The organism is Maribacter arenosus (assembly GCF_014610845.1).
Lineage (GTDB): Bacteria > Bacteroidota > Bacteroidia > Flavobacteriales > Flavobacteriaceae > Maribacter_A > Maribacter_A arenosus.
In genome coordinates this window covers 211,262-233,366 of record NZ_JABTCG010000002.1, presented here as the reverse complement: position 1 = coordinate 233,366, position 22,105 = coordinate 211,262, and the positions used below count along the sequence as shown (strand labels likewise).

Sequence of the window (22,105 nt, the reverse complement as noted above, 5' to 3'; positions counted from 1 at the left end):
TTCTTGAATATTCCGTAAATTACAACCCTAATAATGAGTGTTTATTATAGATGAAACAAACAGCCCCCTATGTGCCAAAGTTTAAAGTACGTATCGTTACGGCTGCCTCCCTTTTTGATGGGCACGATGCTGCCATCAATATCATGCGTCGTATCATCCAAGCCACCGGAGTCGAGGTCATCCACTTAGGGCATGATCGTAGCGTGGAAGAGGTGGTGAATACCGCCATTCAGGAAGACGTCAATGCCATTGCAATGACTTCGTATCAAGGCGGTCATACCGAGTACTTCAAGTATATGTATGATTTACTGCAGGAAAAGGGCGCAGGACATATCAAAATCTTCTGCGGTGGTGGCGGTGTAATTCTTCCAGAAGAGATTAAAGACCTAATGGACTACGGAATCACCAAGGTTTATTCACCCGATGATGGTCGCGCTATGGGCCTGCAAGGCATGATCAATGATTTGGTCAAAAAGGCCGATTTTCCCAATCCACCCTTAACCCTTCCTGGAGATACAGGCATTAAGCAGTTACTTCATAAAAAAAACGTTCAAACCATAGCCAGACTGATCAGCTTAGCCGAAAACAGACACGATGAGTTTGAAAAAGCTTTCTCCCGGTTCCGGGAAATAGGAAAAAAGGCGACTCCTGTGCTGGGTATCACAGGTACTGGGGGTGCCGGCAAATCGTCTTTGGTCGATGAGTTGGTGCGCCGTTTTTTGATCGATTTTCCAAAAAAGACACTTTCTATAATTTCGGTGGATCCATCCAAACGAAAAACAGGGGGTGCACTCCTTGGGGACCGGATCCGTATGAACGCCATCAACAACCCTAGGGTATACATGCGTAGCTTGGCGACCCGTCAAAGCAATTTGGCACTTTCAAAACATATACAGGAAGCGGTGGATGTTTTAAAGGCGGCCGAGTATAACCTTATCATCCTAGAAACATCAGGCATTGGGCAGTCCGATACCGAGATTATTGAACATAGCGATGTATCGCTCTACGTGATGACCCCTGAATTTGGGGCTGCTACCCAACTTGAAAAAATCGATATGCTCGATTTTGCCGACCTCGTGGCCATCAACAAATTCGACAAACGTGGTGCTCTTGATGCACTTCGTGATGTGAAGAAACAATACATGCGCAACCATAATCTGTGGGATACGCCTCAGGATGATCTACCTGTTTTTGGAACCATAGCTTCCCAATTCAATGACCCCGGTATGAATATCCTTTACAGGGCGGTAATGGATCAACTGGTGGAAAAGACCGAAACCAATTTGAAATCCAGCTTTGCCGTTTCAAAGGAAATGTCTGAAAAGATTTTTGTGATCCCGCCGGCCCGTATCCGTTACCTTTCGGAAATCACGGAGAGCAACCGCACATATGACCAAATGGTGAACGAGCAGGTACTCTTGGCACAAAAGTTATTTGGTATTTTTAAAACGATTGAATCCGTTACTGGAACAACCCCACAATTGGATAAACATGGGATAGTTTCTGAGTCCGTGAGTTCAAAATCGATTGATGATAAAGACTTTATAAGTAGGCTTGTTGCGGAATTCGATCGTATAAAAATGGACTTTGACCCCTACCATTGGGAAATGCTACTGCAATGGGATGAAAAGGTCAAAAGATATAAAGACCCCATGTACAGTTTTAAGGTAAGGGGCAAGGAAATAAAGATTGAAACACATACCAAATCGCTTTCACAGAACGATATTCCAAAAGTGGCCTTGCCAAAATACCAAGCATGGGGCGACCTCTTGCGATGGATGCTGCAAGAAAACGTTCCCGGTGAGTTTCCATATACATCAGGGCTGTATCCGTTTAAAAGAATGGGGGAAGATCCGGCCCGTATGTTTGCTGGTGAAGGAGGACCCGAACGTACCAATCGCCGTTTTCATTATGTGAGTTTGGGTTTGCCGGCCAAACGGCTTTCCACTGCTTTTGACAGTGTTACACTTTATGGAAACGATCCAGATCGGCGTCCTGATATTTATGGGAAGATCGGCAATGCAGGCGTTTCCATCTGTTGTCTTGATGATGCCAAGAAATTGTATTCTGGTTTCAACTTGGCACATGCCATGACCTCGGTAAGCATGACCATCAACGGCCCAGCACCCATGTTATTGGGTTTCTTTATGAATGCCGCAATCGACCAGCAATGTGAACTGCATATCAAGGAAAACGGTCTGGAAAAAGAAATCGAAGCAAAGATCGATAAACGCTATAAAGAAAAGGGCATTGAACGCCCATATTACAATGGTAAACTGCCTGAAGGCAATGATGGTCTTGGCCTGCTGCTGTTGGGTGTTACCGGCGATCAAGTGCTTCCACAGGAAACCTATAATAAAATAAAAGAAAAGACCCTCTCACAAGTTAGAGGTACGGTGCAGGCGGATATTTTAAAGGAAGATCAAGCGCAGAATACCTGTATCTTTTCAACCGAGTTCGCATTGCGGTTGATGGGCGACGTTCAAGAATATTTTATAAAAGAGAAGGTGCGTAATTTTTATTCGGTGTCCATTTCGGGTTACCATATTGCCGAGGCGGGTGCTAACCCTATATCACAATTGGCATTTACCCTTTCCAACGGGTTTACCTACGTGGAATACTTTTTGAGCCGCGGAATGGATATCGATCAATTTGGCCCCAACCTTTCCTTCTTTTTCAGTAATGGAATCGATCCCGAATATGCCGTGATTGGTCGTGTAGCCCGAAAAATTTGGGCCAAGGCGATGAAAATAAAATACGGAGCCAACGAAAGGGCTCAGATGCTCAAATACCATATTCAGACCTCGGGGCGAAGCTTGCATGCACAAGAAATCGATTTTAACGATATACGCACTACTTTACAAGCACTTTATGCGATTTATGATAATTGTAATTCACTGCACACCAATGCCTATGATGAAGCCATTACTACCCCGACAGAGGAGTCGGTGCGCAGGGCCATGGCCATTCAATTGATTATCAATAAGGAGTTGGGCTTGGCAAAGAACGAGAACCCCATCCAAGGTGCTTTTATCATTGAAGAATTGACCGATTTGGTCGAGGAGGCCGTCCTGTTGGAGTTTGACCGTATCACTGAGCGTGGCGGTGTTCTGGGCGCCATGGAAACCATGTACCAGCGCAGCAAAATTCAGGAAGAAAGCCTGTATTATGAGACCTTGAAGCATTCAGGGGAATATCCCATTATTGGAGTGAATACTTTTTTGAGTTCCAAAGGGTCGCCCACAATAATGCCTACGGAAGTGATACGTGCTACGGAAGAGGAAAAACAATTTCAGATCCGGACCAAAGAAAATCTGCATAAAGCGAATGTCACTAAGGTCGAAGAACTGATTAAGGATTTGCAAAAAGCTGCGATATATAATGAAAATCTTTTTGAAAAATTGATGGAGGTTACGAAATATTGTTCCTTAGGTCAGATTACCTCGGCATTGTTCGAAGTAGGTGGTCAGTATAGAAGGAATATGTAAAGTAGGATTGTAATAAATAATTTCCGGTTATTTAGAAGCGTACTAAATTTGTGTCAAAAAGACCACTTTGGTTGGGAAGGGTCATAGTCTAGCCCCTTTTTTATTAAATTCGTTTTATGGGAAATTCTAAAAGTAAATCATGTGCTGAGAATGGGGATAATTATGAGGATGCACTTGCTTGTTTACAGAAAGATCTAGTTCATCTCCAGGAATGGGTGCGAACACAAGGTCTAAAAGTGGTTATTATTTTTGAGGGCCGGGATGCCTCGGGAAAAGGAGGTACTATTAAAAGAATTACAGAACCCCTAAACCCTCGCGTATGTAGGGTCGTAGCATTGGGTGTGCCAACGGAAAGAGAAAAAACCCAGTGGTATTTTCAGCGGTATGTGGCCCATTTGCCTGCAGCTGGCGAAATCGTGATCTTTGATCGCAGTTGGTACAATAGGGCCGGAGTTGAAAAGGTAATGGGTTTCTGCACCGATGAGGAGTACGACGAGTTTTTACGATCATGCCCATCTTTTGAACGTATGTTGGTGCGCTCGGGTATCATACTTTTAAAATATTGGTTTTCGGTCAGTGACGAGGAGCAGGAGAAACGTTTTAAAAGCCGTATTAAAGACCCAATGAAACGCTGGAAATTTAGCCCAATGGATTTGGAATCCCGTGCCCGATGGTTGGAATATTCTAAAGCCAAAGACGATATGTTCGCACATACCGATACCAAACAAGTGCCTTGGTATGTCGTTAATGCCGATAACAAGAAAAAAGCGCGCCTTAATTGTATTGACCATATCTTAAGCCAAATTCCACATGAAAAAATGAAGTACAAACCGATAAAACTTCCCCCTTTACCCCAATATGAAAGTTATGTACGCCCCCCAATGAAGTACCAGACCTTCGTGCCAGAAAAGTATTGAATCTTGATTAACTTTTATTGATTTTACTATCTTCGAGAAAATTCAGACAATAATGAAAATTCGTATCAAAGAAAATTCAGTTCGCTTTCGGTTGACCCCCACCGAAGTTAAAAAGTTTTGTAAAGAGGGTTTTATCGAGGAATCTACCCAATTTAGTTCATCTACCTTTACATATGGGGTAAAACAGAAACAGATAGAAAATCTACAGGTTGACTTCAATGGTAGCACTATTACGCTTTATGTGCCTGAAGATTTTGCCAAGGAATGGTATGACAATAATGTGATAGGCCTAGATCATCATGAGGAACTTGGTGATGGCAGCACATTTTTTCTATTGCTTGAGAAGGATTTTGCCTGTTTGGATAACACCCATGAAGACCAAACGGACAAATATCCAAACCCTAAAGCGGGAATGTGTTGATAATGCCTTAATTATCCATAGTTTAACTACATTTAAATATGGATCATAATTTAAATAGGAAGGTGTCCATACACGGATCCCCAACATTCACCGATATTAAACTAAAACCCCCTGCACGTTATGCCGCTGGATTTCCTGGGGTAAAAGCGGCTATGTCCCATAGTTTTAAGGAAATGGGTGTCGTTCGATCCTTTCGGGCATTATCTCATATGAATCAGAATGAGGGTTTTGAATGTCCAAGTTGTGCCTGGCCAGACCCTGATGAACCCTCCAAAATAGGGGAATTTTGTGAAAATGGGGCTAAGGCCTTGGCTGATGAGGCCACTTCATCCCATATCGGTAAAGATTTCTTCGAACAGTATTCCGTGGAGGAACTTTCGCAGCGGTCGGATTTTGAATTGAACAAATTCGGAAGGATTATAGAACCTATGGTGCTTTGGGCTGGAAAAGTACATTACGAGCCCATCACATGGCGGGAGGCCTATGAGCTTATTTCATCCGAGCTGCAAAAATTGACCACTCCAGATGAGGCCATATTCTATACCTCGGGCCGTTCCAGTAACGAAGCAGCCTTTTTGTACGGATTATTCGCTAGGGCTTTTGGCACCAATAATATGCCAGACTGTTCCAATATGTGTCATGAAAGTAGTGGGGTGGCTTTATCACAAACATTGGGTATAGGTAAGGGTTCTGTAAAACTTGAGAATATCCATGGGGCCGAAGTGGTCATAGTGGCAGGACAGAATCCCGGGACCAATCACCCCCGAATGCTCTCCGCCCTGGAAAAATGCAAGGAGAATGGCGGAAAGATCATCAGTATTAACCCCTTGGAAGAATCAGGCCTTATCAACTTTAAAAACCCACAAAGTATTAAGGGAATGATGGGCGATGGTGAAAATCTAACGGATATCCATTTACAGGTAAAGATCAATCAAGATATTTCGCTGGTTAAATCGATTATTAAAAAACTGACCGATTTAGATCGATCCAATGGTTTGGTGTTCGATCATGATTTTATAGACACCTACGTTTCCGGTTATGATTCGTTAATGGAGGACATTCAAAAATATGACACCCAAGAGCTTATAGAATTATCAGGAATTCAGGAAGAAAAAATAGATGAAGCCGTTCAGCTTTTGGCTTCCAAATCAAAAATCGTGATATGTTGGGCCATGGGACTAACACAGCACAAAAATGGTGTCGCAACCATTCAGGAATTTGTAAATCTGTTATTGTTAAAAGGGGCCGTGGGCAAACCGAATGCTGGCACGTGTCCGGTAAGGGGCCATAGTAATGTACAGGGAGATCGCAGTGTGGGGATCATGCACTATGTGGATAAAGATCTAAATAAGCGTATCGAAAAGCACCTTGGTTTTGTTCCCCCAAATAAAGAAGGGTATGATACGGTAGGGGCAATGAAGGCCATGCATGATGGGCATGGAAAAGTTTTTGTTTGTCTTGGGGGTAACTTTCTTATGGCAGCAAGCGATACGGAATATACAGCTAAGGCCATACAACAGTGCGAACTTACCGTGCAGATCAGCACAAAGCTTAACCGTTCCCATTTGGTCACGGGGAAGACCGCCTTGATTCTGCCCACATTTGGTCGTTCGGAAAAGGATATGAAAAACGGTACCCAGCGCTATATTACCATCGAGAATAGTATGGGACGGGTGCGACAGTCCCGTGGATTGTTAAAGCCTGCCTCAGAAAGTATTAAGAGCGAACCTGAACTTATTGCCGAATTGGCCCATACCTTTTTTAAAAGTGAACATGCCGTGCAATGGAAAGCCTTGGGGGAAGACTATGATATGATCAGGACATATATCGATAAGGTGATAAAGGGATTCGAAAACACAAAGACAAATTCGAAGGGGTCGGGCTATTACCTGCCTAATAATGTAAGGGAACGCGATTTCAGTAAGTTACCGAATGGCAAGGCCCAACTGACTTTGAACAAGTTACCGGACCATAACTTGGGAAAAAACGAATTTCTATTGATGACCATTCGTTCCCACGATCAGTTCAATACCACAATTTATGGTTTGGATGATCGATATAGGGGAGTCTATAATGAACGAAGGGTACTTTTTATGAACAAGGAGGATATGAAAACACAGGATCTACAGAAAATGGACGTTGTGGATATCAGCAGTTTTTATGATGGAACAAAACGTACAGCTCAAAGATTCCTGGTTATCCCATATAATATCCCCCAAGGTAATCTAGGGGCTTATTTTCCTGAGACGAATGTTTTGGTGCCTTACAATCAGTATGCGGAATGGAGCAAGACGCCCATAAGTAAATCCATAAAGGTTAGTTTGGCAAAAACTTCATTTGAAGTAAACTAAAAAGGGTCTTACTTTTTACGGCAAGACCCTTTTACGAGAACACTATATGAAAATGAAAAAATTTAATTCGTTTTTATTACATAGTAAATGTACTTTACTGAACCCATCGGTGAAAAGAAATGATGCGTAGCAAGGCAATGTTGTGGTGTACACCTACTATTTTGTTTTTTATGTCAGCATATATCATAATTGTGCACTTAAAAAGTTTGTCAGCACAACCAATGTGCATTTCAGCATCCTTATATAAAGCCCAAGATATAAGACATGTTTTATAATAGGTACATTGATTGCTCTTTTGATTTCATGTTCCAATGACACCGATGATAATCTAACTATTCCTTAGGGAGGTACATAGACACTTACCAATGTGTCCTGTTTTTGTTTTTTTTGCCATAATCCTGATTTTAGGGGGCACAAATAGATTTTTAAAAACAATGTTAAAGGTTGAAAATACCGGGGAGTTTAAGTTTATGACGTATGCTGCCGGTGACTTCACCATCAATGGGGATGTAATTACACTCCAAAACAAACAAAAATAGATGTATGTAATAAAATGGAATGTATTGGAACTCACCTATGTTGATGAACCCGGTATTGCCGATGATGAGCTATTCCTGGAATACAAACGGGGCTAGGTCCAACACATTTTACTGAAATGCCGGCATCCCTGTAATATCCGCTCCGGTAATCAATAAATGAATATCATGGGTGCCTTCATAGGTGATAACACTTTCGAGGTTCATCATATGGCGCATAATGCTGTAATCCCCGGTAATGCCCATACCGCCTAAGACCTGTCTGGCCTCTCGGGCAATTTTAATCGCCATTTCCACATTATTGCGTTTCGCCATTGAGATTTGTGCCGTCGTTGCACGACCTTCATTCTTTAATTGCCCCAAACGAAATGCCATTAATTGTGCTTTGGTGATTTCCGTGATCATTTCGGCCAATTTTTTCTGCTGCAACTGAGTAGCTGCAATAGGTTTTCCGAATTGAATGCGTTCCTTGGCATAGCGTAAGGCGGTGTCATAACAGTCCATAGCTGCACCTATGGCACCCCATGCAATGCCAAAACGAGCAGAATCCAAACAACCTAGTGGCGCTCCCAATCCATTTTTACCGGGCAATAGGTTTTCCTTGGGCACTTTTACATTGTCAAAAATCAGTTCTCCCGTAGCCGATGCCCGTAAGGACCATTTGCCGTGGGTTTCAGGAGTCGAAAAACCTTCCATACCCCGTTCGACGATCAACCCATGTATACGGCCTACCTCATTTTTTGCCCAGACAATGGCGATATCGGCAAATGGCGAATTAGAAATCCATAATTTGGCGCCATTTAAAAGAAAATGGTCACCCATATCCTTGAATTTTGTTTCCATCCCTGATGGGTTGGAACCATGATTGGGTTCAGTAAGTCCAAAGCATCCCATAAGTTCCCCACCGGCTAATTTGGGCAGATAGTTTTTGCGTTGCTCTTCGGTTCCATATTGGAAAATAGGGTACATGACCAATGAGGATTGTACCGAAGCCGTTGATCGCACTCCACTGTCTCCCCGTTCTATTTCCTGCATAATGAGTCCGTAGCTGATCTGATCTAGGCCGGCACCACCATATTCTTCAGGAATATAGGGACCGAAAGCCCCAATTTCGGCCAAGCCACCGATAATCTGTTTCGGGAACTCCGCCTTTTGGGCGTATTCCTCAATGATAGGTGAAATATCACGCTTAACCCATTGGCGGGCTGCATCGCGTACTAAAAGATGTTCTTCGGTAAATAGGTCGTCTAGATTGTAGTAATCGGGTGCTTCAAAAAGGTCGGGTTTCATAGCCAGCTGTTTAAGTCAAAGGTAAATAAAGAAATATAACATTTCAAAGCACTTGAGTGATATTATTTACTATTTAAGAAGTGTGCCAATAACCTTTGAAAATGGTGTACCCCTTGTTCCCTTTTCGGTGAAAACCTTCCTGCTTGGTAGAATTGTGACCGTACTCCTTTTTGCACCCCCTCGACAATTTCCTCATCTTCCAATTCAACCTTGTCCAAAATAGAGCCTGCCCCTTTATCCAATTTAGACGCATCATAGACATAACTATAAAAGGAAACCTTTGTACGATCTATTTCCAAAGGTTGAACAATATTTACCGATAGGCCCCATGGATAAAAATTGAACATCATATTTGGGAAGACCCAGTAGTAATATGCTGCAATTTTCTTTCCGTAGTCCATATGTCCTTCGGGCAACTCAAAGGCCGTATCAGTACCTTCTGCATATCCAATTTGAAGGTTAAGATATTCATGGATTATGGTATCGTAATTCCCATAGTCCAACACTGCATTCAGGTCTTCATGAACAAATGGGATATGAAATCCTTCTAGGTAATTATCGCAATAAAGGGCCCAATGCGCATTCACGAAATAATCTTTTGAGCGATTCCCATCAAGTTTATACTCATGTAAAGGCAAAAATCCAACCCTTTCATTTAGGGTATCGATTACTTTTTGAAAATCGAAAGCTGGTTCAATTCCGACAAATAAAAAGGGTCCCCAATGTTTTAAGGTGAATTTTCGCAAACTATCACATGGTCTAGGGAAATCCTTGGTCTCCTGAAATTCGGGCATATGCTCGAAAGTACCATCCAGCTTAAATCTCCTACCGTGGTAGCCACAGATTAATTTTTTGGCAGTGCCGGATGAATCGATAACCAAATTACCCCTATGGGTACATACATTGCTCAAACAATGAAGGTTACCCTTTTCATCTTTGGTCAGAACCATAGGTTCTGTCATATACTTGTCCAATACAATAAATGGGTGGGTTTGTTGTGGCTTTTCTACCAAATCGCGATGGCCAACCCATTGCCATGATCTGTAGAAAATCCTATTTTTTATGGCCTCGAAAACTTCTGGGTCTCTATAGAATGATGCTGGTAAAGTTTCTGCCTTACTGATATCTTTATTAATATGGAAGTTGTAACCCATGGGCATTTTAATTTGTACATTAGTAACCACGCTTCTCAAATGTAACTAATTCTCCTTGAACCTTTCCTAAATACAAACCATGAATAAAACCCAGGAAACCAAAAAATTAGGTCTATGGATGAGCACATCCCTTGTAATCGGAAATATGATCGGGGCAGGTGTATTTTTAATGCCCGCCGCACTGGCCGCTTATGGCGGAATCAGTATTTTGGGCTGGCTTGCATCTTCGGCCGGTACACTCGTGCTTGCTATGGTTTTCAGCAAGCTCAGTAAATTACTCGTCAATAAAAGTGGTGGGCCTTATGCGTATACCAGGGCAGGGTTTGGTGACTTTGCCGGGTTTTTAGTCGCCTGGGGATATTGGATTTCTGTATGGTTAGGTATTGCGATTATTGCTATTGCTTTTGTAAGCGCTTTATCGGTATTTTTTCCATTGTTAGGGGAAAACCCAATCGCAGGGGTCATTACCGGCTTGGGAGCTATTTGGTTCCTCACTTGGGTGAACACCAAAGGGGTAAGGGAATCGGGAAAAATACAAGTATTGACAACGGTACTTAAACTCACCCCCTTAGTAATGATTATCGTGGGGGGATTTTTCTTTTTTGATATTAATAATTTTATACCCTTCAATGTTAGTGAATCTACAGATTTTGAAGCTATAGCTATAACCTCAACGATGACCCTTTATGCTTTTTTGGGATTTGAGAGTGCCACTATTCCTGCAGACAATGTAAAAAACCCGGGTAAAACCATCCCAAGGGCCACTATGCTGGGCACGATTATCACAACCTTGGTATATGTGTTGGGTACGGTGGCGGTTATGGGGATGGTACCGCTTGATGAACTTGAAGTATCTCCAGCACCTTTCGCTGATGCCATGGGGGTTATGACCGGGGAATTCGGGCGTTATTTGGTAGCTGGTGGAGCTGCAATCGCTGCCTTTGGAGCCCTTAATGGATGGATTTTGGTCGTTGGTCAATTGCCTAGGGCCACTGCAAAGGATAAACTATTTCCAAGGATTTTTAAGAAGGAAAACAAACAAGGTGTTCCTGTTTATGGAATGTTGATTGCCAGCGCCTTGGCCTCCGTAGTTATGTTAATGAACTATACTGAAGGCTTGGTAGAACAATTCAGGTTTCTAGTATTATTGGGCACTTTATCTGCATTAATTCCTTACCTTTTTACCGCCGCTTCTTATGTAAGTATCCTCTTGGAAAAGAAGTTGCCATCACAGCCCTGGTTGGGCATATATGGAATGGGAAGTTTGGCGTTTTCATACTCCCTTTGGGCCGTTTTCGGGGCTGGCGAGGAAGCAGTGTTTTGGGGGTTTATATTATTGATGATAGGAATTCCCTTTTATGTATTTGTAAAATGGAGAAATAAAGGCTAACCGTAATAAACATTATTTTGAAATATACATCGCATTCCGAATACAAACCTTTGAAAACGGTTTATATCAAATTGGTAGCAGAGGCGTTCATAAGCCAATCTAAATTAAAAAAAGAATGGTCCCCTTTAAATTATCTTTCCGAACCTGATTTTGGAGCTTCTATTAGTGAATACTTGGAATTTGAATCCCTGCTTACTAAAAACAGCAAGTGCGACGTAAGGTATTTTCCAAGGGAGAATGATTTAAGTATCGATTCGATTTATTGTCGTGACGCTTCAATAGCTACAAATTATGGAGTCATTATTTGTAATATGGGTAAAGCTAATAGAAATGGGGAACCAAATGCACAGAAAAAAGTTTTCGAAGACGAAGATATACATGTATTGGGCGCTATTGAATCACCAGGGACTTTTGAGGGTGGTGATGCTGTTTGGTTAGACGAGAATACGCTTGCCGTTGGTCATACCTACCGAACCAATGATGAAGGAATACTGCAATTAAGAAGTCTAATCTATCCTTATAATATCGATGTGCTGGTGGTTGAATTGCCACATTACAGGGGCCCGGGCGACGTATTTCACCTAATGTCGGTTTTCAGTCCTGTAGATAAGAACCTAGCAGTGGTCTATTCCCCTTTAATGCCCGTAGGTTTTAGAAATGAACTGATTCGTAGAAAATATCAATTGATTGAGGTACCGGATGATGAGTTCGAAAGTATGGGCTGTAATGTCTTGGCTATCGCTCCCCGAAAATGCATTATGGTCAATGGCAACCCAAAAACCCAAAAGGCGCTTGAAAAAGCAGGATGCGAAGTTTTTACCTATAGCGGGCAAGAAATAAGCGTCAAAGGGGGAGGCGGACCTACTTGTTTGACCCGGCCATTAAAAAGATGGGTGTAGAAATCACATCTTTAAATAAAAGGACTTTGTCAATTCGGTGTACTTCGGTGTGTATTGATGTCTTTCGATTTCAATGATCAATTCATCCTCAAAAGCTTTATTTTTATTAAAGGAAAATTCAAGTAAACTCCGTTTGATTTCTGACGAAGGATTGCCTTTTACCCTTGTGATTCGCTCCGGGAATAAACCTTTTTGGGCGGCCAGGGAAATAAATCGGCCCTCCGTTTTAAAGGGAATTATGGTAGAAAAAAAACCTGAGGGCTTTAGAAGCATAGAAACGCTTTTTATCAGTTCTTCGAAGGGGAGGGATTGGTTTTGTCGTGCCGTGTCCCTTGCGAAATTACCGCTGGTAACATCTTCAGTATAAAAGGGCGGATTGGAAATTATCAAATCATATTGCTCTTCGATATCATTCATAAATTCATCCAATCCGGCATGGTAGCAGAAAAGACGATCGCCCCAAGGGGAATTTTCGAAGTTCCCAACGCATTGTTCATAGGCATCTTCATCGATTTCCAGGGCATCGATTGTGTTGGCTCCACACCGTTGTGCCAACATCAGGGCCAGTAAACCTGTGCCAGCTCCTATATCCAATATAGCGTCTGGATGGTTCGCTAGGGAAGTCCATGCCCCTAGGAGTACCCCGTCCGTGCCAATTTGCATTGCACAGCGATCTTGATGTATGGTAAATTGTTTGAATTTGAAGGGTTTCATTAGTGCTGGGTGTCTCGTCGAACGCGGTCGGGAACTTCTCGATTGGTCATGAATAAACGTCTCGACTGTATTCTGCGAGACATTATTTCGGTTCAATTTTATAAGAATTTTAGTCAATCCGTCCCGGTTCCCGTGTCTCAGAACCCTCCAATTCCAATAAGGAATCCCCTAGTCGCGACCGAATTTTATTAGCGAGTATTTTTATTTCCTCCACGACCTTGGGATGTTCTTTGGCCACATTCTTGGTTTCACTGATATCGTTTTCCACATCGTAAAGTTCAATCTCCTCAAGATCGATCATTCGATATTCACCAGGCTGTCCATCCTTTCCCGGTTCCTGTCCCTCCATGGTTCGATAGCGGTGTGGAAAATAAAGTTTCCATTTGCCATATCGAACGCCGAAAAGTTCATTTACACGATAATAAAAGAAATAAGCTTTTTGAGGGCTTTCCGTAGTTTCCCCTGAAATAACATTCCAAACATCTTTTCCATCAATGGTCAACCCTGGCAGTTCGGAATTGGTAAGCCGGGCGATGGTGGGTAGCATATCAATCGCCATCACGGGAATATCGACCACTTTACCGGCCTTTAATTTATCCGGATATTTTATGATAAAGGGTTCCCGCTGTCCACCTTCCCACGCGGTTCCTTTACCTTCACGCAGGGGTAGGGCACTACCGGCGTGATTGCCATAGGACAACCAAGGACCATTGTCCGAAGTGAAAATAACTACGGTATTATCTTCGAGTCCGTTCTTTTTTAGAGCATCAATAATTTGACCAACAGACCAATCGATTTCCATGATCACATCGCCATATAACCCTCTTTTTGATTTTCCTTTGAACTTATCTGAAACGAAAAGCGGAACATGGGGTTGTGGGTGGGCCACATACAAAAAGAAGGGATTGTCCTTGTTCCTCTCGATAAAATCTACGCTCCGTTCGGTAATTTGGGTGGTCAGTTGCGATTGTTCGGTCAAGGTGTCGATGACCGTTTCATTTTCATATAGGGGTAGGTCCGGGAAATTGAAAATAGGACCTTGTTGTGGATGAAAGGGCCACATATCATTGGAATAGGGTATGCCAAAATACTCGTCGAACCCATGCCGGTTGGGCATAAATTCAGGATAGTGTCCCAAATGCCATTTTCCAAAAATCGCGGTAGTATACCCATTGGCTTTTAGCATTTCGGCTATTGTGGTTTCGCTACTATTGATGCCATGGGTGTTTCCAGGGCCTAAGGCATTATGAATGCCAATACGATTGGGATAGCATCCGGTCAAAATCCCAGCACGCGATGCAGAACATACGGCTTGGGCCGAATAATAGCTTGTTAATTGTACACCTTCAGAAGCCATTTGATCTAAATAGGGGGTTTCTATATTTGGAGATCCAAATACACCCACATCTTGATACCCTTGGTCATCGGTAAAGATCAAAACGACATTGGGTGGGCGGGTAGACGTTTCCGACCGGGAGTCATTGTTTTTACAAGCAAAAATGAACAATAGAATGAGTGGAAATACGTATTTGGTCATGTTTTAGGGTTTGTTCTCAATCTTAAAATTAGAGGAATTTATTAAGAATCTTACAAAAAGATTAAAATCAAAACCCTTTTACGACAAATATAGTTCCACCAATCCTTCGGGTGTGGAAACGAAAATCGTTTTGTTTTCCCGATCTACTTTGTTAATGATTTCATCATTGATCGGAATCAATAGTTCCTTTCCGTTTTTTACCACCTCAAAAAGGGCTTGGGACGTCGTGTCATTGATACTTTTAATAATCCCGATATCGCCATGAACGCTATCTTTGACCGTGAAACCGATAACCTCGTGAAAATAGAATTTATCACCAGTAAGTTTGGGAAGAAAAGTCAGAGGAAGATAAAGTTCCGAACCCATAAGGCGGTCCGCTTCAGATTCTGACTTTACCTCTTCAAAATCGATACGTAGCAAGTTTGATTTGTGGAGGCTACATTTTTCAATAAAAAATGGAACCAGATTGTTTCCCAATGAAACAAAGACTGATTCCATATTTTCGTAAATCCCAGGTTCATCGGTATCGAGCTTAGCAAGCACCTCCCCTTTGAAACTATATTTTGAAACGATCTTACCTAGGTAGAAACATTCTTCCTTTTGCATCGCTTCGGTACATTTTACTTTTCTTCTTTAGGAGCTTCTGGTGCAGCTTCTTCCTTAGCAGCCTCTTCAACAGCAGCTGGTGCTTCTGCAGCAGTTTCTTCAACGGCAGGTGCTTCGGCAGTTTTCTCTTCAACGGCAGGTGCTTCCGCAGCAGTTTCTTCGACTACTTCCGTAGTAGCTTCCTCAGCTTTAGGGGCTTCCTCAACAACAATTTCAGATTCAACGATCTCTTCCGGCAATTCTGCTTCTGCAGCGGCCAAAGCACGTTTTTCGTTCACCTCTTTTTCGGCAGCTAAGGCTTTAGCTTTAGCATCTGCTTTAGCTTTATCAAGTCCACTTACTTTAGAGGCAACCAGTTTTTCTTTCTCTGCCAACCAAGCAATGAATTTTTCTTCTGCCTGTTCCTCAGTCAAGGCACCTTTACGAACACCGCCCATTAAGTGGTGCTTTAATAAAACACCCTTATATGAAAGTATTGCTCTTGCAGTATCTGTAGGTTGTGCTCCGTTATTTAACCACTCAACCGAATTGTCAACATTGACTTCGATAGTCGCTGGATTGGTATTAGGATTGTAGATTCCTAATTTCTCTAAATATTTACCGTCCCTTTTTGCACGTGCATCGGCGGCTACGATCCAATAGAAAGGTTTTCCTTTTTTTCCGTGTCTTTGTAATCTAATTTTTACTGGCATATCACATTAATTTTGTAGGGTGCCCGACCCTCGGTTATTAATTCTTCTTTAAATCCCTTAAAAAGGGGCTGCAAATATACTGTAATTCTTTAATTCGGCAATAATTTTAAATAAATTACTTTATTCCCTTTCGGCCAATTGATCTTTGCCTTTGACCAAGTTGGATTTATGGTCTTCAACAAGCTTTTTGATTTGTTCGATAATTTCAGGATGATTCCCTGCGATATTGAAATTTTCCGAAATATCCTGATTTACATTATATAACAATGGGGGGTCATGTACTTCAAGTTCCCCGAACTGCCCATATTCACCTTCTGTGATAAAATGGGCTTTAAAGTCCCCGAGTCGTGCGGCATATAGTTCGGTTCCCCGGTAGTATAGCATACTATTTCTTGGGCTTGGTTTGTGATGAATCAAAGTTTCACTTAAATCTTTCCCATCAATAATACGGTCCTTTGGGAGTTCGATACCGGCCATAGTACTAAAAGTAGCGAATATATCCATCGTAGATCCAAGTTCGCTGACCAGACCGGGTTTGACCAATCCGGGTCCCCAGAAAATCGTGGGTTCCCGCATACCACCCTCCCATGTGGTGCCTTTGCCTGCTTTAAGTGGTCCCGCACTGCCAGCATGGGTTTTGAAAGGTAGCCAAGGCCCGTTGTCGGAGGTAAAGACAACAATGGTGTTTTCTGCCAGACCAGTTTCCTTCAATGTCTTAAGGATAAGGCCTACCCCATTGTCTATTTCTTCGACCACATCGCCATATAATCCACGTTTACTAGAGCCAAGAAAATTCCCTGAAGCGAATAAAGGAATATGGGGCAGATTATGCGCCAGATAGATGAAAAAGGGTTCATCTTTATGTTCTTTAATAAAAGAAACAGCCTCTTCTGAATATCTTTGGGTAATATTATTTTGGTTCGCCGGGCGTTCAATGATTTTGGTGTTCTGCAAAAGGGGAACATTATAATCCTCCATTTTAATGGCTATTGGGCTTTCTTGGGCCAACTTATTGTAGTCGGTATTCCCAATAAAGTCCATATCGTTAGAGTACGGAATTCCAAAATAGGAATCAAAACCATTGTTGGTTGGTAGGTACTGTTCTTTATGGCCCAGATGCCATTTGCCAATACAGGCCGAGGCGTACCCTGCTTTTTTGAGCTGCTCTGCCAATGTGATTTCACTGGCGGGTAACCCATTTTTACTGTCAGGAAACAACACCCGATGAATATTACTGCTCATTCCACTGCGTACAGGTAGTCTCCCTGTTAACAGGGCAGCCCTACTTGGTGTACACACGCTGGCTGCGGCATAAAAATTCGTCCATTTTTGCCCTTCATGCGCCATACGGTCTAAATTTGGGGTATGTATGGTTGGATTGCCATAGGAACTCAAGTCGCCATAACCCAAATCATCGGCGAATATGATGATAAAATTGGGCGGGTTTGAAGGGTCTATTTGTCCATGAATAGGCGTTTGGGATACGATCATACTGATAGATAGGGAATATAACAACTTCCAAAAAATAGTAGAATAGGCCATTGGGTAGACGAATATTTAAATAGGGCCTTAAGGTACGGTTTTTGTGGATTCACTAAAAGGAAGTAATTTAGAATTCCCGTTGATAACTCCTAATAACTACCCTTTTGTCCAAAGCCCCTTTTATCTATTTTTATAACACTTTTTTTGCACTTAAAAACACATTGGATGTATCTTATTTTTGACACCGAGACTACTGGTTTGCCCAAACGATGGGATGCACCTTTTACCGATGTGGATAATTGGCCTCGCTGTATACAGATAGCTTGGCAATTACACGATGCCATGGGGAATTTGATCGAAAGTCAGGATTATCTGGTAAAGCCCGATGGTTTCAATATACCCTATGATGCAGAACAGATACATGGTATTTCTACAGAACTGGCCGTTCAAAAAGGAACCTCCTTGTCCGAAGTACTGGAGCTATTCAACACGGCCATGTCCAAAACAAAATTCATCGTTGGGCAAAATGTAGGCTTTGATATCAATATCATGGGGGCCGAATTTCACCGTTTAGGTATTGCGAATGCCTTACAGGAACTTCCGGTTTTGGACACCTGTACCGAGGAGACGGCCTTGCTTTGCCAAATTCCTGGAGGTCGAGGGGGTAAATTTAAACTACCTACGCTGACAGAGCTTCATGAATATCTTTTTAACCAACCTTTTGAGGAAGCCCATAATGCCACCGCGGATGTGGAGGCAACCACACGTTGTTTTTTCGAATTGGTGCGTCGAAAGCACTATACCCAGGAGCAATTGGATGTACAACCCGATTACTTTCAAAAATTCTCCGAGGCCAATCCGAAAGAGATAGAACTCATTGGTCTAAAACACATCAATCTTAAAAAAGCATCAAAAAAAATAGCTGATGCCCTTTGGGAAAAGGATACGGGTGGGGTTTCCGAGGAAGAGATCAAGGAGAATATCGAAAGTCTCTCCGATACCCCATTCGTACATTTGCATAACCATTCCCAGTTTTCCGTCTTACAATCGACAATCAATATTAAGGATTTGGTACAATCGGCGGCCAAGAACCACATGCCTGCCGTTGCTTTGACCGACCATGCCAATATGATGGGGGCATTCCATTTTGTAAGAATGGTAAAGGCACATAATAAATCGGTACAGGAAAAAAATACCAAAGCTTTGGAAAAAGGGGAGGAAACGAACGAAAAGGAAATTAAACCCATAATCGGTTGTGAATTTTTCGTTTGTGAAGACCATACCAACAAAAGTGTTAAGGATTATGGCTATCAGATAGTTCTTTTGGCAAAGAACAAGAACGGCTACCACAATTTGGCCAAGATGTCCTCAATAGCCTATACGGAAGGATTTTATTACGTGCCAAGAATAGACAAGAACATCATTCAAAAGTACAAGGAAGACATCATTGTATTGACAGGCAACCTTTATGGGGAAGTGCCAGGAAAGATATTGAATGTTGGTGAAAAGCAGGCAGAGGAAGCATTATTATGGTGGAAAGAACAATTTGGCGATGATTTATATATTGAGATTATGCGCCACGGTCAGGAAGATGAGGATCGCGTCAACAAGGTATTGATCGATTTTGCAACAAGACATCAGGTTAAGATGGTGGCTACCAACAATACCTATTATTGTGCCAAGAAAGACGCGGAGGCCCATGATATTCTACTTTGTGTAAAGGACGGTGAGAAGCGAGCCACCCCAATTGGTCGTGGTCGCGGTTACCGATACGGCTTGCCAAATCAGGAGTATTATTTTAAGTCTTCCGAGGAAATGATCGAGTTGTTCAAAGACTTGCCAGAGTCTATTCTGAACATACAGGAAATCGTGGATAAGGTAGAACCCTATGATTTAGCAAGGGACGTGCTATTGCCCAAGTTCGATATTCCGGCCAATTTTAAGGTTGATGAAGATGAGGTCGATGGGGGTAAACGTGGTGAAAATGCCTATTTGAGGCATATTACCTATGAGGGGGCTAAAAAACGTTATAAAGATATCACTCCAGAAATAATGGAGCGCATCGATTTTGAGTTAAAAACTATAGAAAATTCGGGGTATCCTGGTTATTTTCTGATTGTTGAGGATTTCATTCGTGAAGCGCGTAAAATGGATGTTTCGGTAGGCCCTGGTCGGGGATCTGCTGCAGGATCTGTCGTGGCCTATTGCCTAGCCATCACGAATATAGATCCTCTGAAATATGATTTGCTGTTCGAGCGGTTCCTGAATCCGGATAGGGTGTCGATGCCCGATATCGATATCGATTTTGACGATGAGGGTCGGGGACGAGTCATGGATTATGTAATCAATAAATACGGCGCCAATCAAGTAGCACAGATCATTACGTATGGTACCATGGCAGCGAAATCCTCGATTAGGGATACGGCCAGGGTATTGGATTTACCGTTAGGGGATGCCGATCGTATTGCCAAGTTGATCCCGACCATGTCAAAGCTCGGTAAGATCTTTGGTGTGCCGGAAGCGGAGCTTAAAAAAAGATTCCGGACCGAGGAGATGGAAAAAGTCAACCAACTATTGAATATTGCCGATGGGGATGACTTAGAGGGACAAACCGTGAATATGGCCAGGGTTTTGGAAGGTTCCCTCAGAAATACGGGGATCCATGCCTGTGGTGTAATCATTACCCCTGATGATATCACCAACTTCGTCCCTGTTGCCACTGCTAAGGATTCCGATTTGTATGTAACCCAATTTGATAACTCGGTTGTGGAAAGTGCCGGCTTGTTGAAAATGGATTTCCTTGGGCTGAAAACCTTGACATTGATCAAGGATACGGTCAAGATCGTAAAGGCCAAGCATGGTATTGAATTGGTGCCCGATGATTTTCCCTTAGATGATGTAAAGACTTACGAACTCTTTCAACGAGGGGATACGGTTGGGATATTCCAGTACGAATCCGCAGGAATGCAAAAGCATTTAAAGGACCTGAAACCGACGGTATTCGAAGATCTTATTGCCATGAACGCCCTGTATCGTCCGGGCCCCATGGAGTATATTCCCAGTTTTATCGCACGTAAGCATGGACGGGAAGAGATATCCTATGATCTTGACGATATGGAGGAGTATCTCAAAGAGACCTATGGCATTACAGTATACCAGGAGCAGGTGATGCTACTGTCCCAAAAGCTGGCCAATTTCTCTAAGGGTGAAGCCGATGTATTGCGAAAGGCCATGGGAAAAAAAATATTCTCCCTACTACAAAAATTAAAACCCCAGTTCTTGGATGGCGGTGAGAAGAACGGACATCCGCGTGAGGTACTTGAAAAGATTTGGAAAGACTGGGAAGCCTTTGCGGCCTATGCCTTCAATAAAAGTCATTCTACCTGTTATGCTTATATCGCCTACCAGACGGCTTATTTAAAGGCGCATTACCCGGCAGAATATATGGCAGCGGTGCTTTCGAACAACATGAACGACATTAAGCAGGTTACATTTTTCATGGAAGAATGTAAGCGCATGGGCTTGGATGTACTAGGGCCCGATGTCAATGAATCATATTACAAGTTTGCCGTAAACAAGGATGGTGCCGTTCGTTTTGGAATGGGGGCCATTAAGGGTGTAGGACGCGCTGCGGTAGAGACCATTGTTGCCAATAGAAAGGAAGACGGACCCTTTAAGTCGGTATTTGATTTGGCCAAACGTATCGATTTGCGGGCCTCTAATAAAAAAGCATTCGAAAGTTTGGCCGTGGCCGGAGGCTTCGATTCTTTTGGCACCACCCATAGGGCCCAGTATTTTCATCAGGAAGGTGATGGGGTGACATTTTTGGAGAAAGTGATCAAATACGGTTCCAAATATCAAGAGAATGAGAACTCGGCCCAAGTAAGTCTCTTCGGGGATGCCAGTGAAGTCCAGATTCCCGAACCAGAGGTTCCCCCTTGTGAAGAATGGGGTACTATGGAAAAACTTCGTCGTGAAAAAGAGGTGGTGGGTATTTATATATCAGGTCATCCTTTAGATGATTTTAAAACGGAAATCAATGCTTTCTGTAATGCCAGTGTTTCCAATGCCCATAATTTGGAGGAGCTAATAAATCGGGAAATCTCTATTGCGGGGGTCATTTCCGATGTGCAGCATCGTGTTTCAAAGAATGGAAAAGGATGGGCCTTGTTTACCATCGAGGATTACACTGATTCGTTCGAATTCCGGATTTTTGGTGAAGAGTATTTGAAGTACCGCCATTTTCTAATGATCAATTCCTTTGTTTATGTTAAGATTTTTGTAAGGGAAGGATGGGTAAATCGTGAAACTGGCCAAAAAGGGGATCCAAGGATGCAGTTCAATAGTTTCATGTTACTTCAGGAAGTAATGGAAACCTATGCCAAAAAATTGACGATAAAACTCGATATCGAAAATCTCCGGGAAGAGCATATCGTTGATTTAAAGCATACGTTGGTATCCCATAAGGGGAGCCATCCCTTGAATTTTGTGGTTTATGAAATGCAGGAGGAAATTAAAGTGAATTTAACAAGTAGAAAACAAAAAGTTCAGATTAGCAGTGAATTATTAAATCTGCTGGAAGAAAAAGAAGTGCACTATAAATTGAATTAACGATAAATTCCATCAAT

Annotated in this window: 14 protein-coding genes; 7 read left to right on the top strand and 7 right to left on the bottom strand. The window is 42.4% G+C overall.

The window, feature by feature from the left end:
- The first annotated feature begins 50 nt into the window (after positions 1 to 50).
- The 4 genes from HPE63_RS06095 to HPE63_RS06080 all read left to right on the top strand — a co-directional run bounded on the left by HPE63_RS06095 (position 51) and on the right by HPE63_RS06080 (position 7,177).
- Positions 51 to 3,488 (top strand): methylmalonyl-CoA mutase family protein, encoded by a 3,438-nt coding sequence (locus tag HPE63_RS06095; RefSeq protein WP_188313371.1) that lies wholly within the window; start codon positions 51 to 53, stop codon positions 3,486 to 3,488.
- Between the two features lie 116 nt (positions 3,489 to 3,604).
- The gene (gene ppk2 / locus HPE63_RS06090) at positions 3,605 to 4,405 is read left to right on the top strand and encodes a polyphosphate kinase 2 (RefSeq protein ID WP_188313370.1); all 801 of its coding nucleotides are present in this window, start codon (positions 3,605 to 3,607) and stop codon (positions 4,403 to 4,405) included.
- A gap of 52 nt (positions 4,406 to 4,457) precedes the next feature.
- Positions 4,458 to 4,826 (top strand): DUF7009 family protein, encoded by a 369-nt coding sequence (locus HPE63_RS06085; RefSeq protein WP_188313369.1) that lies wholly within the window; start codon positions 4,458 to 4,460, stop codon positions 4,824 to 4,826.
- Positions 4,827 to 4,864: 38 nt separating this feature from the next.
- Positions 4,865 to 7,177: an FdhF/YdeP family oxidoreductase gene (locus HPE63_RS06080; protein ID WP_188313368.1), complete on the top strand. Its 2,313-nt coding sequence runs from the start codon at positions 4,865 to 4,867 to the stop codon at positions 7,175 to 7,177.
- Between the two features lie 647 nt (positions 7,178 to 7,824).
- Here the strand turns inward: HPE63_RS06080 and HPE63_RS06075 are convergent.
- Together HPE63_RS06075 and HPE63_RS06070 are read right to left on the bottom strand one after the other, a co-directional pair.
- Positions 7,825 to 9,003 carry an acyl-CoA dehydrogenase family protein gene (locus HPE63_RS06075; RefSeq protein ID WP_188313367.1) on the bottom strand — a complete coding sequence of 393 codons (1,179 nt, stop codon included), beginning with the start codon at positions 9,001 to 9,003 and terminating at the stop codon, positions 7,825 to 7,827.
- Positions 9,004 to 9,065: 62 nt separating this feature from the next.
- The gene (locus HPE63_RS06070) at positions 9,066 to 10,157 is read right to left on the bottom strand and encodes an SRPBCC family protein (protein WP_188313366.1); all 1,092 of its coding nucleotides are present in this window, start codon (positions 10,155 to 10,157) and stop codon (positions 9,066 to 9,068) included.
- Positions 10,158 to 10,236: 79 nt separating this feature from the next.
- Between HPE63_RS06070 and HPE63_RS06065 the strand changes: the two genes are divergently transcribed.
- A complete protein-coding gene (locus HPE63_RS06065) occupies positions 10,237 to 11,547 on the top strand; it encodes an amino acid permease (protein WP_188313365.1) in 1,311 nt (436 codons plus the stop codon).
- Between the two features lie 17 nt (positions 11,548 to 11,564).
- A complete protein-coding gene (locus tag HPE63_RS06060; protein ID WP_188313364.1) occupies positions 11,565 to 12,446 on the top strand; it encodes a dimethylarginine dimethylaminohydrolase family protein in 882 nt (293 codons plus the stop codon).
- A gap of 3 nt (positions 12,447 to 12,449) precedes the next feature.
- Here HPE63_RS06060 and HPE63_RS06055 read toward each other — a convergent pair whose 3' ends face one another.
- The 5 genes from HPE63_RS06055 to HPE63_RS06035 all read right to left on the bottom strand — a co-directional run bounded on the left by HPE63_RS06055 (position 12,450) and on the right by HPE63_RS06035 (position 17,537).
- A complete protein-coding gene (locus HPE63_RS06055) occupies positions 12,450 to 13,160 on the bottom strand; it encodes a tRNA1(Val) (adenine(37)-N6)-methyltransferase (RefSeq protein ID WP_188313363.1) in 711 nt (236 codons plus the stop codon).
- A gap of 109 nt (positions 13,161 to 13,269) precedes the next feature.
- Positions 13,270 to 14,697, bottom strand: a complete 1,428-nt coding sequence (locus tag HPE63_RS06050) for a sulfatase family protein (RefSeq protein ID WP_188313362.1) — start codon at positions 14,695 to 14,697, stop codon at positions 13,270 to 13,272.
- 78 nt (positions 14,698 to 14,775) lie between these two features.
- Positions 14,776 to 15,303, bottom strand: a complete 528-nt coding sequence (gene rimM / locus HPE63_RS06045) for a ribosome maturation factor RimM (protein ID WP_188313361.1) — start codon at positions 15,301 to 15,303, stop codon at positions 14,776 to 14,778.
- A gap of 14 nt (positions 15,304 to 15,317) precedes the next feature.
- Positions 15,318 to 15,995: a 30S ribosomal protein S16 gene (locus tag HPE63_RS06040; protein ID WP_188313360.1), complete on the bottom strand. Its 678-nt coding sequence runs from the start codon at positions 15,993 to 15,995 to the stop codon at positions 15,318 to 15,320.
- A gap of 120 nt (positions 15,996 to 16,115) precedes the next feature.
- Positions 16,116 to 17,537 carry a sulfatase family protein gene (locus HPE63_RS06035; RefSeq protein WP_188313359.1) on the bottom strand — a complete coding sequence of 474 codons (1,422 nt, stop codon included), beginning with the start codon at positions 17,535 to 17,537 and terminating at the stop codon, positions 16,116 to 16,118.
- 165 nt (positions 17,538 to 17,702) lie between these two features.
- On the opposite strand from HPE63_RS06035, the gene dnaE reads away from it, so the two are divergent.
- Positions 17,703 to 22,088 (top strand): DNA polymerase III subunit alpha, encoded by a 4,386-nt coding sequence (gene dnaE, locus HPE63_RS06030; protein ID WP_188313358.1) that lies wholly within the window; start codon positions 17,703 to 17,705, stop codon positions 22,086 to 22,088.
- Positions 22,089 to 22,105 lie beyond the last annotated feature (17 nt).

Excerpts from the sequence above, each read along its gene's own strand:
- HPE63_RS06040 (WP_188313360.1), bottom strand. The coding sequence starts at position 15,995 with ATGCCAGTAAAAATTAGATTACAAAGACACGGAAAAAAAGGAAAACCT.
- HPE63_RS06065 (WP_188313365.1), top strand. The coding sequence starts at position 10,237 with ATGAATAAAACCCAGGAAACCAAAAAATTAGGTCTATGGATGAGCACA.
- HPE63_RS06095 (WP_188313371.1), top strand. The coding sequence starts at position 51 with ATGAAACAAACAGCCCCCTATGTGCCAAAGTTTAAAGTACGTATCGTT.
- dnaE (WP_188313358.1), top strand. The coding sequence starts at position 17,703 with ATGTATCTTATTTTTGACACCGAGACTACTGGTTTGCCCAAACGATGG.
- rimM (WP_188313361.1), bottom strand. The coding sequence starts at position 15,303 with ATGCAAAAGGAAGAATGTTTCTACCTAGGTAAGATCGTTTCAAAATAT.
- HPE63_RS06055 (WP_188313363.1), bottom strand. The coding sequence starts at position 13,160 with ATGAAACCCTTCAAATTCAAACAATTTACCATACATCAAGATCGCTGT.
- HPE63_RS06035 (WP_188313359.1), bottom strand. The coding sequence starts at position 17,537 with ATGGCCTATTCTACTATTTTTTGGAAGTTGTTATATTCCCTATCTATC.
- ppk2 (WP_188313370.1), top strand. The coding sequence starts at position 3,605 with ATGGGAAATTCTAAAAGTAAATCATGTGCTGAGAATGGGGATAATTAT.
- HPE63_RS06085 (WP_188313369.1), top strand. The coding sequence starts at position 4,458 with ATGAAAATTCGTATCAAAGAAAATTCAGTTCGCTTTCGGTTGACCCCC.
- HPE63_RS06080 (WP_188313368.1), top strand. The coding sequence starts at position 4,865 with ATGGATCATAATTTAAATAGGAAGGTGTCCATACACGGATCCCCAACA.
- HPE63_RS06070 (WP_188313366.1), bottom strand. The coding sequence starts at position 10,157 with ATGGGTTACAACTTCCATATTAATAAAGATATCAGTAAGGCAGAAACT.
- HPE63_RS06050 (WP_188313362.1), bottom strand. The coding sequence starts at position 14,697 with ATGACCAAATACGTATTTCCACTCATTCTATTGTTCATTTTTGCTTGT.
- HPE63_RS06075 (WP_188313367.1), bottom strand. The coding sequence starts at position 9,003 with ATGAAACCCGACCTTTTTGAAGCACCCGATTACTACAATCTAGACGAC.